9 protein-coding genes and 3 tRNA genes are annotated in these 14629 nt (G+C 59.6%); 6 read left to right on the top strand and 6 right to left on the bottom strand.

The features are described 5' to 3' along the window. Positions 1-298: 298 nt before the first annotated feature. From metG to JX292_RS07250, 5 genes are all read right to left on the bottom strand, one after another. On the bottom strand, positions 299-1843 hold the full coding sequence (gene metG / locus JX292_RS07270; RefSeq protein ID WP_204863059.1) for a methionine--tRNA ligase: 1545 nt from the start codon (positions 1841-1843) through the stop codon (positions 299-301). Between the two features lie 616 nt (positions 1844-2459). Next, positions 2460-2532: transfer RNA gene (locus JX292_RS07265), tRNA-Lys, on the bottom strand. Positions 2533-2766: 234 nt separating this feature from the next. Further along, positions 2767-3795, bottom strand: a complete 1029-nt coding sequence (gene ilvC / locus JX292_RS07260) for a ketol-acid reductoisomerase (RefSeq protein WP_204863057.1) — start codon at positions 3793-3795, stop codon at positions 2767-2769. 241 nt (positions 3796-4036) lie between these two features. Then, on the bottom strand, positions 4037-4537 hold the full coding sequence (gene ilvN / locus JX292_RS07255) for an acetolactate synthase small subunit (RefSeq protein WP_204863055.1): 501 nt from the start codon (positions 4535-4537) through the stop codon (positions 4037-4039). Beyond that, on the bottom strand, positions 4537-6342 hold the full coding sequence (locus JX292_RS07250; protein WP_204863052.1) for an acetolactate synthase large subunit: 1806 nt from the start codon (positions 6340-6342) through the stop codon (positions 4537-4539). The genes ilvN and JX292_RS07250 overlap by 1 nt, the downstream gene beginning before the upstream one ends. Positions 6343-6805: 463 nt before the next feature. On the opposite strand from JX292_RS07250, the gene JX292_RS07245 reads away from it, so the two are divergent. Beyond that, positions 6806-7345 carry a hypothetical protein gene (locus JX292_RS07245; RefSeq protein WP_204863051.1) on the top strand — a complete coding sequence of 180 codons (540 nt, stop codon included), beginning with the start codon at positions 6806-6808 and terminating at the stop codon, positions 7343-7345. Between the two features lie 526 nt (positions 7346-7871). Here JX292_RS07245 and JX292_RS07240 read toward each other — a convergent pair. Continuing rightward, positions 7872-7944, bottom strand: a tRNA-Lys gene (locus JX292_RS07240). A 246-nt stretch (positions 7945-8190) separates the two neighbouring features. On the opposite strand from JX292_RS07240, the gene bcp reads away from it, so the two are divergent. The 5 genes from bcp to JX292_RS07215 all read left to right on the top strand — a co-directional run bounded on the left by bcp (position 8191) and on the right by JX292_RS07215 (position 14606). After that, a complete protein-coding gene (bcp, locus tag JX292_RS07235) occupies positions 8191-8667 on the top strand; it encodes a thioredoxin-dependent thiol peroxidase (protein WP_204863049.1) in 477 nt (158 codons plus the stop codon). A gap of 149 nt (positions 8668-8816) precedes the next feature. Then, positions 8817-8898, top strand: a tRNA-Leu gene (locus tag JX292_RS07230). A 179-nt stretch (positions 8899-9077) separates the two neighbouring features. Then, on the top strand, positions 9078-11198 hold the full coding sequence (locus tag JX292_RS07225) for an ABC transporter substrate-binding protein (protein ID WP_204863048.1): 2121 nt from the start codon (positions 9078-9080) through the stop codon (positions 11196-11198). Between the two features lie 269 nt (positions 11199-11467). Then, on the top strand, positions 11468-12949 hold the full coding sequence (locus JX292_RS07220; RefSeq protein WP_204863047.1) for a malate:quinone oxidoreductase: 1482 nt from the start codon (positions 11468-11470) through the stop codon (positions 12947-12949). A 301-nt stretch (positions 12950-13250) separates the two neighbouring features. Beyond that, a complete protein-coding gene (locus JX292_RS07215; RefSeq protein ID WP_204863046.1) occupies positions 13251-14606 on the top strand; it encodes a YihY/virulence factor BrkB family protein in 1356 nt (451 codons plus the stop codon). Positions 14607-14629: the final 23 nt, after the last annotated feature.

Below are 14629 nucleotides of genomic sequence, written 5' to 3'. Positions count from 1 at the left end.
CCTCCGGGTTGATTTTGGTGGGTGTTCCCCGGGCCTTGATCTACGGATGCAGAGTCCCCCACTAATTCCTCGGGCTGAAATGAGCATGAGGTGGGCTGAGCGGGGCGCGGACCTCATCCTTAAGGATGAGTTGTAGCCCAACCAAGGCTACTACCCCGCGCGCAAACCACCCCCTACCTACAGGCAGAAAGCCCCCGGCTCCTCCCCCATCTGGGGTAAGGATGCCGGGGGCTTTCTCACGCTATCCGTTACGGCGCTATCTCACGCGCCAGCCGCTGTTGGTCTGGCAACCGGACGGTTACGCCTTGGGTGCCTCATAGCGGGGGAACACCGGTGCGGGTGCGGGCAGTTCAGTGCCGGGCACGAGCGCGGTGCCGAGAGCGGCGAACTGGCGTGCGTCGCCTTCCGGTACGCCGAGCAGGGTCAACAGCTTGGCGGTCGAGTCGGGCATGACGGGCTGCAACAGCAGGGCGACCTGGCGCACGACCTCGAGGGTCACGTACAGCACGGTGTTCATGCGCTCAAGCTCGCCGTTCTTACGCAGGGTCCAGGGCTCCTGCTCTGCGAAGTAGGCGTTGGTGTCTGCAAGGACGGTCCAGATGCGCTCGAGTGCACGATGGAATGCCTGCTCGTCAAAGTCTGCACGGACCGGCTCGTAGAGGGCAGCCGCCTCGTCGAGAATCTTGCGGTCTGCCTCGGTGAATTCGCCGTGCTCGGGCACTGCACCGCCGCAGTTCTTTGCGACCATGGACAGCGAACGCTGGGCGAGGTTGCCGAGGTTGTTTGCCAGGTCGGAGTTGATGCGGTTAATGATGGACTCTTCGGAGTAGGAACCGTCCTGACCGAAGGACACTTCACGCATGAGGAAGAAGCGCACAGCGTCCAGGCCGAAGGCGTCGACGAGGTTTGCGGGGTCGACGACGTTACCGACGGACTTGGACATCTTCTCGCCGTTGACGAGCAGGAAGCCGTGGCCGAAGACACGCTTGGGCAGCTCCAGGCCTGCGGACCACAGGAATGCGGGCCAGTAGATGGAGTGGAATCGGGTAATGTCCTTGCCGATGAGGTGCAGGTCGGCGGGCCAGTACTTGGTGAACAGCTCGTTCTCGGTGTCGGGGTAGCCGAGGCCGGTGAGGTAATTGGTCAGCGCATCCACCCACACGTACATGACGTGCTTGTCGTTGCCGGGCACGGGTACGCCCCAGTCGAAGGTGGTGCGCGAGATGGACAGGTCGTTGAGGCCGCCCTTGACGAAGGAGATGAGTTCGTTACGGCGCGATTCGGGGTAGACGTAGCCTTCGTTGGCGTAGAGCTCCAGGAGCTTGTCGCCGTACTTGGAGAGGCGGAAGAAGTAGGACTCTTCCTCGGTCCACTCGACCTCGGTGCCGGTGGCAATGGCGTAACGCTGGCCGTCGCGGACCTCGGTTTCGTCTTCTGCGTAGTAGGCCTCGTCGCGGACGGAGTACCAGCCGGCGTACTTACCGAGGTAGATGTCACCGTTCTCTTCCATACGCTTCCAGATGGCCTGGGATGCGACGTAGTGGTCGGGGTCGGTGGTGCGGATGAAGCGGTCGTAGCTGATGTTCAGCGCGTCGTTCATGGCCTTGAAGCGTGCGGAGTTCTCGTCGGCGAGTTCCTTGGCGGTTTTGCCGAGCTTCTCTGCGGTGGTCTGCATCTTCTGGCCGTGCTCGTCGGTGCCGGTCATGAAGCGTACGTCGAAGCCGTCGAGGCGCTTGAAGCGGGCCAGCACGTCGGCGGCGATGGTTTCGTAGGCGTGGCCGATGTGCGGGTTGCCATTGGGGTAGGAGATGGCGGTGGTGATGTAGAACGGAGTTGCAGTCATAACTTTCAGTTTACCGCAGTCTTAGGCTAGGCTCTCACCGGGGTTACACTCTGATACGCGGTGGCTCATTGCTTGTGGGTGGAGGCTGCCACGCCGCATGTTTCCTCCGCGCCTACGCAGGGGCACCCGTCACCCGGACGCTCCGCCCCTCCTTGCTTCGCTGCGGAGAGCGTCCGTGTGACACCCTGAGGGCGCTTCCGGAAAACACGGCGCACCAGCCCAAACATCCAGCCACCAGGCAACAGGCTAAACCGCGACAGCCCTCCCCCACCCCAGTTCGCTAGGCACGGGGCGCACACAAAACCATCGCGAATCTACCGCAACCCCGGCAGGACCGCAGCGCACCCCGAATACTGATACACGCAGAGGTGCATATATCCCCTGCCGCAGCACCAGGTAACCGAGCGAGAAAGACGGTATCGCCCGTAGTGACATCAGGGTGTCCGAAGCGAAGCGAGGACGGGTCCCCTGTAGGAACAAGGGCGAATACCGTCTTCCAAGCATCGAAACCCGAAACAAAGAGGATAATATGCACCTCAAGTCTCAAAAACTGTATTTATTCGGGGAACGCAAAGATCCCGCCGATTCCAAAGAATCAGCGGGATTTTCTGTTAAGTGCGCCCCCTGGGACTCGAACCCAGAACCCATTGATTAAGAGTCAATTGCTCTGCCAATTGAGCTAGAGGCGCCTATTCAATTATCAGGTCCGCCTCGCGGCGTTCCCTGCAACAAGAAAATACTATACGCGCTTTCCATCCCATCCGCAACTCAAGAAAGCATGAACTGCATCACACATGCGTCCCATCTGCCGTTTGAAGATTTCCCAGACTCTCGTTAGACAGAAATCCGGCGCCCCACCCCTCCCCCACACAGGAAGAGAGGCGCGACGCCGGATTATCAGAAAGCTATAGCTGGGCTACCGCTTAGCGAGCGACCGAACCCTCGGTGTAGTCGTCGTCAACGGAGTTCCAAGCGAAGAGCTTACGCAGCTTGCGGCCGGTAGCCTCAATGGGGTGTGCCTCACCCTTGGCGCGCAGTTCCTTGAACTCGGGTGCGCCAGCTGCCTGGTCGTCCATGAAGCGCTTTGCGAAGCTGCCGTTCTGGATGTCTGCCAGGACAGCCTTCATGTTCTCCTTGACCTGGGGGGAGATCACGCGGGGGCCGGAGACGTAGTCGCCGTACTCTGCGGTGTCAGAGATAGACCAGCGCTGCTTAGCGATGCCGCCCTCAATCATCAGGTCGACGATGAGCTTCATCTCGTGCAGAACCTCGAAGTAAGCAATCTCGGGCTGGTAGCCAGCCTCAGTCAGAACCTCGAAGCCGTACTGAACCAGCTGAGAGGTGGAGCCGCAGAGAACTGCCTGCTCACCGAACAGGTCGGACTCGGTCTCTTCGGTGAAGGTGGTCTTGATAACGCCTGCACGGGTTGCACCCAGTGCCTTAGCGTAGGACAGTGCCAGTGCGAGTGCCTGGCCGGATGCGTCCTTCTCGACTGCAACCAGGGCGGGAACACCACGGCCAGCCTCGAACTCGCGGCGCACAATGTGACCGGGGCCCTTGGGAGCAACCATAGCCACGTCAACACCCTCAGGTGCGGTGATGTAGCCGAAGCGGATGTTGAAGCCGTGTGCGAAGAACAGTGCGTCACCGGGCTTCAGGTTCGGCTCGATGCTCTCTGCGTAGACCTTTGCCTGGACCTGGTCCGGGGTCAGAATCATGATGACATCAGCTTCTGCTGCTGCCTCTGCGACGGTTACAACGCGGAGGCCCTCAGCCTCAGCCTTGGCGCGGGACTTGGAGCCCTCGGGCAGGCCAACAATGACCTTCACGCCGGAATCACGCAGGTTCAGTGCGTGTGCGTGGCCCTGGGAGCCGTAACCGATAACCGCTACGGTGCGGCCCTGAATCACAGAGAGGTCTGCGTCGTCGTTGTAGAAAATGGTTGCTGCCATTTTTCTTCTCCTAAGTACTTTATGATATGCGGCCCAGGCTGGGCTCAACACTCACTATTTTACTTGAAAGCTGTTTAGTTTCGGGTTCCCGAGAGTACTTCTCAGCATCTGAAGCATCCGGAAGGTTCGCGAACCCTATAGAGCCGGGTACCGCATCGCCGCCAGTTCCCCGGTCAAAGCGATGCGATACCCGATGTATTCCCCGCCAATGCGGGAATGTTTTACACTCGCGGTGCGAGTGTTAGATGCGCTCACTCATGGCGCGAGGGCCACGGGAGAGGGCGATGGTACCAGCGCGAACAATCTCGCGAATACCATAGGGCTCCAGAACATCCAGCAGAGCGTGAATCTTCTCAGCCGAACCGGTAGCCTCAATGACCACAGACTCGGGAGAGACGTCGATGACGGAAGCACGGAACAGGTCAGCAGCCTGAACAATCTGCAGACGTGCAGCAGCATCAGCCTTCACCTTAATGAGGATGTGACCACGCTGAGTCGAGGAGTCGGCGGGCAACTCGACAACCTTCAGCACGTGCACCAGCTTGTTTAGCTGCTTGGTAATCTGCTCGATAGTGTGAGCGTCACCCTCAGTCACGACGGTGATGCGGGAGACACCGGGGTTCTCGGTCGGACCGACAGCCAGCGAGAGGATGTTGAACAGTCGACGGGAGAAGAGGCCGGAGACGCGGGTCAGAACGCCGGGCTTATCCTCTACCAGAACGGACATGGTGTGCTGAGACATTACTTGTTCTCTCCCTCGCGGTCAAAGTCGGGCGAAGTGTTCTTCGCAATCCAAATCTTGTCGTTCGACACGCCGGCCGGAACCATGGGCCAGACCAGTGCGTGCGGGCTCACGGTGAAGTCAATAACCACGGGGCGGTCATTAATCTCCAGAGCAGCCTTAATGGTGGCGTCCACATCTTCGTCACGCTCGCAACGGAAGGTGGCGCAACCGTAGGCCTCACCGAGCTTCACGAAGTCGGGGATGCGTGCGGTGCCGTAGCCGTCCTTCAGATCGGTGTTCGAGTAGCGCTCATCGTAGAAGAGAGTCTGCCACTGGCGCACCATACCGAGGGAGGAGTTGTTGATGACGGCAACCTTGACAGGAATGCCGTTCTGGGCGCAGGTTGCCAGCTCCTGGTTGGTCATCTGGAAGCAACCGTCACCGTCGATAATCCACACGGTGGAGTCGGGGTGTGCCACCTGGGTACCCATACCGGCGGGAACGCCGTAACCCATGGTGCCAAGACCAGCAGAGCTGATGAAGTGACGGGGGTTCTCCTGCTGAATGTAGTGCGCACCCCACATCTGGTGCTGACCAACGCCGGTGACGTAGTATGCATCGGGACCGGTCAGAGCGCTAATACGCTCCAGGACGTACTCGGGCGAGCCCAGGCCATCAGAGGGCTTCTCGTAGCCGAGCGGGTAATCCTTGCGAATCTCGTTCAGTTCGTTCCACCACTCACCCAGCTTAGGCAGCTCCTGAGCGAACTCGGTGGAGAGCAACTCAGTCAGTTCGGGCAGTACGTACTTCAGGTCGCCAACAATCGGAACGTCAGCGAAGCGAATCTTAGAAATCTCGGCGGGGTCAACGTCAATGTGAATGACCTTGGCCTCGGGAGCGAAGGTGTCAACCTGGCCGGTTACACGGTCGTCAAAACGAGCGCCCAGGGTAATCAGCAGGTCAGACTTCTGCATAGCTGCCACAGCGGGGACGGTACCGTGCATACCGGGCATACCGAGGTTCTGAGGATCAGACTCGGGGAACGCACCAATAGCGTTCAGGGTGGTAACAACGGGAGCGCCAATGAGCTTAGCAAGCTTGTACAGCTCCTCGGATGCGCCTGCGCGCACCACGCCACCGCCAACGTAGAAGACGGGACGCTTAGACTCGGTAATGAACTTAGCGGCTTCGCGAATCTGCTTGGAGTGGCCGCGGGTTGCGGGAGTGTAACCGCGCAGTTCAAGGTCCTCGGGGATGCCGCGGTATTCCATCATGCCAACCTGTGCATCCTTAGTGACGTCCACGAGCACAGGACCGGGGCGACCGGTAGAAGCAATGTGGAAAGCGGCAGCAAGCGCACGGGGAATGTCCTGTGCGTCAGTAATCATGAAGGAATGCTTAGAAATAGGCATTGCCATACCGACAATGTCAGCTTCCTGGAATGCGTCGCTACCCAGCAACCTGGTGGGTACCTGACCGGTGATAGCGACCAGCGGGATGGAGTCCATATTTGCGTCAGCAATTGCGGTCAGCAGGTTGGTGGCGCCAGGACCAGAGGTTGCGATGCACACGCCGGTCTTGCCACTAGAAACAGCGTAACCCTGAGCTGCGTGGCCAGCAGCCTGCTCATGGCGGACCAGAATGTGACGGACCTTCTTGGAATCGTACAGGGGATCATAGGTCGGCAGGATAGCTCCGCCAGGCAGGCCGAAAACGTCAGTCACACCCAAATCTTCGAGGGTGCGGACGATTGCCTGAGAACCGGTCATGCGTTCTGCAGGAGCGTTTGCCGCGTCATCAGAAGTGGAAAATCCCATGGTCATGGAAATGCCTCGTGTCTTTTGGTTCTTCGTTATATTCAATGTTCTGCGTGGGATTTGTGTGGTCCTCACGCATCCTATGCCCGGTGGTACCGAGCTATAAAAAATGCCCCTCGCTGTTGGTGGTAGCGGTAGGGGCGCTCAGTCGCAGTGAATATACCCTGCCACGCGCCCTAGGCGACGTCGACAAGGCGTAGAATTCGCTGGAACATTGCTGTTCTTCACTCTTCTATGGTGCTCTTCTAGATGAGGTGAGTCAAGTCTCCAGAGGCGTAAAGGCTAGATTGCTTGCACGTCAACCCATATCAGTCCCTATCTTTCATGATGTGGACACTCGATACACAGATGTATTATTCTGCATGAATCTCACTCCACTATCCACAAAAGGTGCGTATCACCCGATTAATGATGCGTAATATCGCCGTAAACCCGTGACCTGTCCACCCTACCCCGGTAGACTGAAGCTATGACCGAATCCAATATCCCGGTCGCCGACGAGCTGACCGAAGCAAGTAAGTACGCAGAGGTTGTCGACCCCCTCAACTCTCTCGAGAATCCCGAGTTCCTGACCGCAGAGGAGCTCGTACGCGTCATGCACCCCGTCTTTGACGAGCAAATCATCAACTACGGTGCCTACAACCTGGTGTACGCAACAGGCCACGCCGTATACCGCAACCCCGATTTGGCAGTGCACCAGTCACCGGACCAGACGCACTTCATCATTGGTTACCAGGACTCTCCCGACGAGGTAGTGATTGCACCAATCAACATGCCTGCGCTAACCCCAGCAGGCACGGCCACCACAATTGACAACACAAACGCCCTGCACGCCTATTCGGTAGGCGAGGATTCCGTGGTGATTGAGTCGGTAAACGGTAGCGCGTTTGCGCTGTCCTTTGCAGACAATGCCGAGGTGGCAACCCGCTACGGCACGGGCCTGCTGGAACAGGGTAAGGATGTAAAGGACTTCCGCGAGTTTGTGACGCAGATTTGGCCTGTCCTGTAAACAAGTTTTAGCGTTTGCCCGCTGCGGTTCTGTGAGCTGCGGCGGGCTTTCGTGTGCCTGCACGCAAAACACCCAACCACCAAGCAACACACTAAACCGCGACAGCCCTCCCCACCCGCAAAACACTCAGCCACCACGCAATACGCTAAAACGCGACAGCCCACCCCACCCCAGTTCGCTAGGCACGGGGCGCACGCACTAAACCACCGCGAATCTACCGCAACCCCGGCGGGATTTCGCGAACCCCTGAACCACAGAACACGGAGAGGAGCGGGGCGGCGCATCGGTAGCGCGCCGCGTTTTCCGGAAGCGCCCTCAGGGTGTCAGCCCGGACGCTCTCCGCAGCGAAGCGAGGAAAGAGCGGAGCGTCCGGGTGACGGGTGCCCCTGCGTAGGCGCGGAGGAAACATGCGGCGCGCACCATCAGAAACAAAGCCGACCCTAGACTCCTCAAGCCAAAATCTATAAAATTCAGGGAACGCAAAAATCCCGCCGATTCCGAAGAATCAGCGGGATCTTTCTTGATGTGCGCCCCCTGGGACTCGAACCCAGAACCCATTGATTAAGAGTCAATTGCTCTGCCAATTGAGCTAGAGGCGCTTATTCAATTATCAGGTCTGCCTCGCGGCGTTCCCTGCAACAAGAAAATACTATACGCGCTTCTGCGGCTTTACACAACTCAATATTTAGTGACTCTCGACACATTACATGTGGGGGGAGGGGGGTAAGCGCATCCCTCAAATCATTTTCCCAAGCAGGGTGCACCCCGAGACCGGGACACCTTAAACTGAGGTAGAGCATCAGGGCGGGTACTCCCGCCGCACATCATACACTTTGAGGAGCACCATGAGCATCCGTCTTGAGCCGGGCACCCCAGCCCCCGCTTTTACCCTCCCCGACGCATCGGGCACGGAGCACAGCCTGAGCAATTACGCGGGCCACAAGGTTATCCTGTACTTCTACCCGAAGGCTTCAACCCCCGGATGCACAAAAGAAGCCTGCGACTTTCGAGACAACCTGGCCTCGCTGAAGTCCCTGGGCTACGTGGTGCTGGGCGTCTCCCCCGACTCGCAGTCAGCAATTGCCCGTTTTTCAGAGAAGGAGTCCCTACCGTTCCCGTTGCTCTCCGATACCAACCACGCAGTAGCCGAGGCCTACGGCGCATGGGGCGAGAAGAAAAACTACGGCCGCGTATACGAAGGCCTGATTCGTTCGACCTTCGTGATTGACAAACAGGGCGTCATCTCTGTGGCCCAGTACAATGTGCGCGCAACCGGCCACGTAGCAAAGCTGCGCCGTGACCTGGGCATCGACCCGAAGTAAAGCCGAGTTGCCACTCGGCACGGCATACCACGGACAACGCCGGGAGCAACAATCAGAACAGCACGCTACTCGTTTCGCATCAGATGGAGTCTCTAGTGTAGACTTGAGTCTTGGACCTCTGACGCATCCCTTCGGGGTGAGGTCCGCATGCGCGAGTGGTGAAATTGGCAGACACGCAGGATTTAGGTTCCTGTGCCTTACGGCGTGGGGGTTCAAGTCCCCCCTCGCGCACACACATTCACATTGAACCCGCCGCCACGACTACCGTGGCGGCGGGTTTGTTCTATTCGCGTCTCTATCCGCACCTACCTGTGGCCCTACTCTCGCAGATTGCAGCCGAGCGAGTGCCCGAGCGCGGCTCAACCCGGTATTCTGAATACAAGCATCCGCTACGGAAAAGAGGACCTCCCGTGCTGAATAACCATCGTGCCTCTTCGGCCCGCAAAAACGCCGAGTTGCTCCGGGCAACCGCCGGTTCGCGCGGTCTGAGCCGCCGCGATATTCTGCGTTTTGGTGCCCTGTTGAGCGCGGGAACGGCCCTGACCGCATGCGCATCGAACGGTTCCTCAAACCCTAATTCGGGTTCCTCAGCCGTTTCAACAAGCCGCATTTTTCGTTTCGCGCAGGGGGCTGCACCCGTTCAGCTGGACCCCGCGCTCTCCCCGGTCGCGAGCACCTATCAGGTGACGGCGCAGGTTCTGCAGACCCTGCTCGTGGCCGACCATTACACGGGTTCTCCCGAGACAACTGATTCGCTCTGCCGCGAATGGAAGATTTCAGATGACCGCCTAACCCACACGTTCGTTCTGCGTGACAACGTGCATTTCAGCAACGGCACAGCACTGACAGCCGCAGCTGTGGTGCAGAATTTCCAGCGTTGGCAGGCCCTGGCGACAGGCGAGGCGACCGCCGCGCTGGCGGTTCCCGCGCAACCTCTGTATGCGTGGGGCTTCGGCGTGCCGGAGCAGCCCGCGCAGCAGAAAGCCTCGGCAGACGCCTCCGCCGCCCCATCCGAGACGGCCTCCCCGACCGCGGGGGCGAGCGCCTCCGCAACCGCAGATGCTCAGAGCACCGCATCTCCGTCAACCGATCCTATGTCACACGGTGCCCAAAAGGACGCCAACGCAAAGGCAGAGACGACCAAACCCGAGCCTAAGCCCGTCCCCTTCATTCCGCTGGTAACCTCCGTCAAGGAGCAGGATGGCGCGGTCGTCGTGACCCTCTCGCGCCCCTCACTGTCTTTCGGCCGTATCCTGACGCAGCAGGCCTTCGGCATTATCGACCCCGCACTCTTTGGCGGCGATCAGAAGCTCACCGGTATTCCGGTGGGCACCGGTGCGTTCCGAATCGAGTCCTCCGAGAAAGGCGCCGTGCGACTGCTCCCGAATGAGCACTTTGACGGCGCCCGCCCGCAAATTGACGAAATTCAGATTTCGACCCTCACATCCTCTGACAAGCGCTACTTCGCGCTGGTCGAGGGAATAATCGACGCATGCGATCAGGTGAATTCCTCTGACCTGGGTCAGCTGGCTCGCGACGGTTATCAGACCCCGGGCCGCGACCCGTTCTCGCTCGTGTACCTGAATCTGAACACGGCGCATCCCGTACTCAAGAACATTTCGGTGCGCCGCGCCATTGCTCACGCTGTTGACCGCGGGGCACTCCACCAGTACTACCCGCAGGGCACCTCGGACGCGCAGACACTTGTCTCCCCCTCGTTCCGTATTCAGACCGATCGTCCGAAGGACCACACCGACCGCAACCAGGACCTTTCACGTTCGCTACTGGCCACGGCCGGGTACAGCAACCAGGTCATTGAGTGTTACTATCCCGCCGATGTCTCCCTGCCGTGGGTAGACACCCCGCAGAAGGTGTACTCCGAGATGGTGGCCTCCCTCATCGAAGTAGGCCTCAACATTGTGCCTGTGCCGCTCGCATGGGAGCAGTACCATGCGAAGGTTAATGAGCCGTCCTCAACACGAGGCATTGCGTTGGCGGGCTTTTACGGCATGTACCGCGACCCGTATGCGTTCTTTGGTCCGGTGCTAGCGCCGATGATTGCCGAGCAGCAGGTGCGCTCACTCGTCACCGAGGCGCCTGAGAGCATGACGACCGGGGTGAAGGTAAAGGCCGCTGAGTTGCCATCCTCGGAGGGTGCGGATTCAAATATTCGGATTCAGGCAACCCCGAGCCCGCAACCGAGCTTCTCACCCAGCCCAGCAAACCCGGAGGAGTCCGCCTCCGCTTCGCCTTCCCCCACCCCTACGCCTTCACCTTCGGCAACGCCTGTTCCGGTGGATGCTTCCCCGAGCTTCCTGCAGATTATGGAAAGTATCCGCACCGCAGACTCGGCTGAGTCGGTGGATGCGCAGCGTGAGCTGTACGCGAAGGTGATTTCTCAACTCAGCCAGTTCATGCCGGCAGTTCCTCTGCTGAATGCGACCTCGAAGGTTGCGGTGAGCCGCAGCGTGCAGGGCTACCAGACGGAGCAAAACGCCATCGAGTTCTTCAGTAAGTTGCGTCTGTCGTAGCGGAGGTTCTCTGCGCGGCCGGTGATACCGACGGGGCATAATTTTCGATGCGCGCGGTGGGTTGCTCCTCCGCACGGGGTGGCCCGCCAAACCGCGGTAGCTAAGGTTTTTTCTACCCTAAGAAGACGGTGTTTATGAGGTGCACCACTCTCCAATATTTTGTGGATTTTAGCTACAGTTCACCGCCTAAAAGATAGTAGGCTAGATGATGTACCCCACAATTATTTGTCGTGCCCGAGGCCGGGCACCCACACACTAGGGAGAATTCAGTGGTAGCACATACTGAACGAACCGACGTCGTCCTTGTGGGCGGCGGTATCATGAGCGCCACCCTCGGCGTATTCCTCAAGGAACTCGAGCCGACCTGGAACATCATCCTGCTGGAGCGCCTCGACAAGGCCGCCCAGGAGTCCACCAACCCCTGGAACAACGCCGGTACCGGCCACTCGGCACTGTGCGAGCTCAACTATGCACCCGCCGGTCCTGACGGCACCGTATCCACCGTCAAGGCCCTGAACATTAACGAGCAGTTCCAGGTGTCCCGCCAGTTCTGGGCTTCCCTGGTTGAAGAAAAGATTCTGCCGAACACCGAGTTCATCAACCCGGTGCCGCACATGTCCCTGGTCTTCGGCGAGGACCACTCCAAGTACCTGGCCGCCCGTTTCGACGCTTTCCGCAAGGAGAAGCTCTTCGAGCGCATGGAGTTCTCCACCGAGCGCGAGAAGATCGCCGAATGGGCACCCCTGACCGTGAACGGCCGCAAGGGCAACGAGCCCATCGCCGCCACCTGGGCTCCCGAGGGTACCGACGTCGACTTCGGTGCGCTCACCCAGCACATGATTGATTACCTGCAGTCCAAGGGTGTCGAGGTCCGCTACGGCTACCAGGTCACCAACCTGAACCGTGAATCCAACGGCTCCTGGACCGTTGACGCGATTAACCGCATCAACAAGGAAGAGCCGCTGACCATCAATGCGAAGTTCGTGTTCCTCGGCGCTGGCGGTGGCGCCCTGCACCTGCTACAGAAGTCCGGCATCAAGGAGGGTAAGGGCTACGGCGGCTTCCCCGTCTCGGGCCTGTTCCTGCGCAACACCCACGAGGCCACCGCAAACCAGCACAACGCAAAGGTCTACGGTCAGGCATCCGTGGGTGCTCCCCCGATGTCCGTGCCCCACCTGGACACCCGCTACGTTGACGGCAAGCGTGCCCTCATGTTCGGCCCCTACGCGGGTTTCAAGACGAACTTCCTCAAGCAGGGTTCGTTGCTGGATTTGCCCCTGTCCCTGCGCCTGAACAACATCTACCCGATGAGCCGCGCAGGCCTGGATAACCTAGATTTGGTCAAGTACCTCGTCTCCGAACTGCTCAAGAACAAGGAAGCCCGCCTCGAGTCGCTGTACCAGTACTACCCCGAGGCTGACGGCGGCGAGTGGGAGCTCATCGAGGCCGGCCAGCGCGTCCAGATTATGAAGAAGGACGCGAAGAAGGGCGGTATCCTGCAGTTCGGTACCGAGGTCGTCTCCTCCGCTGACGGTTCGATTGCCGCGCTGCTGGGTGCATCCCCGGGTGCTTCCACCGCAGCTCCGATTATGCTGAACCTGCTGGCCAAGTGCTTCCCCTCCAAGATTGCTGGCTGGGAGTCGCGCATCAAGGAGCTCGTGCCCGGTTACGGTGTAAAGCTCAACGATAACCCGCAGCTGGCTGACGAGCTGATGGGCCACACCGCTAAGGTTCTGGGCATCCACAACTAGTCACACGTAACCCGTCGAGTGTTCGGCACATAATTCATGAGGCCCTTCCACCCCGCGTGGAGGGGCCTCATGCGTGTCAGAACGTAATGTCAGGAGGGCAAGCACACCCAATATTTGCATCTCCAGTAAATTGTGGGAGGCGACAGAAACCCTATAATGGCACCGCAGGGGCGGGAAGGACGGCTCTTCGTTCCTCCCGCCCCTTCCGCGCGCCCGGCGCGGCCTCAACCTACACCGTGCGGGGTGCCAGCGCATCGCTGAACCATGTGTACACCTCACCCCTTCATTCAAGGAGCCCCATTTGGCTGCACACACCAGCTCTCCCACGGATACCTCCCATCCCGACGTATCCGCCAGAGCTCGACGCGGACTCTTCACACGCAAACCGAAGCCCGCGGACCCCAAGTACGTCAGCGTTAAGCTACGCGACTTCCCCAGAGGTAGCTTCCTCTACATTCTGCGTCGAACCCTCTACAGGTTCACCGCCACCGGCGGCACCGACATGGCTGCGGCGCTGACCTACTTCACCGTGCTGTCGGTTTTCCCGGCACTACTCGCCGTCGTCTCCTTGCTCGGTATTTTTGGCCAGGGCGAAGACAGCGCCACCGCGATTCTCGCTTTCCTGAAGGACAACGCCCCCACTCAGATGTACGGCATTCTGGAAGACCCCATCAAGCAGCTCACGAGCGGTCAGGGTGCGGGTCTGGTCCTGCTGACCGGTATTCTGAGTGCGCTGTGGTCTGCCTCCGGGTACACCGGGTCCTTCGGTCGAGCTCTCAACCGCGTTTACGGTGTGCGTGAAGGTCGACCCGGTTGGCTGCTCAAACCCATTAACGTGTTCGTCACCGCCGTGCTCATCATCCTGGTGGTTCTCATGATTCTGATGATGCTGCTGGGCGTCACCGTCCTGGACATGGTCGGCCAGTATGTGCCCGCAAGCATCGACATGGAGCTCATCAAGCTCATCTGGCTCAACGGCCGTTGGATCCTGATTCTGCTCATGGCCATCGGCCTCATCACGCTGCTGTACGCGGCCACCCCGAACGTGCGCCGCTACAAACCCTGGAAGCTCTCCCACGGCGCCGCGCTCGCGCTGGCCGGCATGGGCCTGGGCGCGTTCGGCTTCACCCTCTACGCCAACAACGTCAGCAAGTACAACGCCACCTACGGCCTGATCGGTGGTGTGATCGTGATGCTGCTGTTCATCTGGATTATGAACAACATGTTGCTCTTCGGCGCGCACCTCGACGCAGAAATCATGCTCATGCGCCAGATCATTGCGGGCGAGGACGACCACGGCCACCTAAAGGTGCAGCCGCGCAGCACCTCCGCCTCTCGTGCGTTGAAAGCCCGCCAGGAACGGCTCATGTCTGCCGGGCGTGAGTTGCAGCAGCAGGCCGCCGGCCAGGGCATGCTCCCCAAGCTGAAAGGGCCCTCCGTCGTAGCTCGCGTGCAGAAGGCGGTGGACACCAACACCGCTATGATTCGCACCATTGTTGCCGACGGTAAGGAGCGCCTCGATAACGGCAAGAAGCAGCAGGCGAAAACGGATGCAAACACAACCGCCAAGCCCGGCTCCTCCGCCGAGGCGACATCTTCCACCAATCCGAGCCAAGAGGCTCTCTTCGGCTCGGGTACTGACACGAAGAAAAACTAAACAACAGCTCACCTGAGCGTATA

This window comes from Rothia mucilaginosa, assembly GCF_901875305.1.
Taxonomy (GTDB): Bacteria; Actinomycetota; Actinomycetes; order Actinomycetales; family Micrococcaceae; genus Rothia.
This window is presented reverse-complemented; position numbering and strand designations above follow the sequence as displayed.

Coding starts and splice junctions, on each gene's coding strand:
- metG (WP_204863059.1), bottom strand. CDS start 1,843: ATGACTGCAACTCCGTTCTACATCACCACCGCCATCTCCTACCCCAAT.
- ilvN (WP_204863055.1), bottom strand. CDS start 4,537: ATGTCTCAGCACACCATGTCCGTTCTGGTAGAGGATAAGCCCGGCGTT.
- bcp (WP_204863049.1), top strand. CDS start 8,191: ATGAGCATCCGTCTTGAGCCGGGCACCCCAGCCCCCGCTTTTACCCTC.
- JX292_RS07245 (WP_204863051.1), top strand. CDS start 6,806: ATGACCGAATCCAATATCCCGGTCGCCGACGAGCTGACCGAAGCAAGT.
- ilvC (WP_204863057.1), bottom strand. CDS start 3,795: ATGGCAGCAACCATTTTCTACAACGACGACGCAGACCTCTCTGTGATT.
- JX292_RS07250 (WP_204863052.1), bottom strand. CDS start 6,342: ATGACCATGGGATTTTCCACTTCTGATGACGCGGCAAACGCTCCTGCA.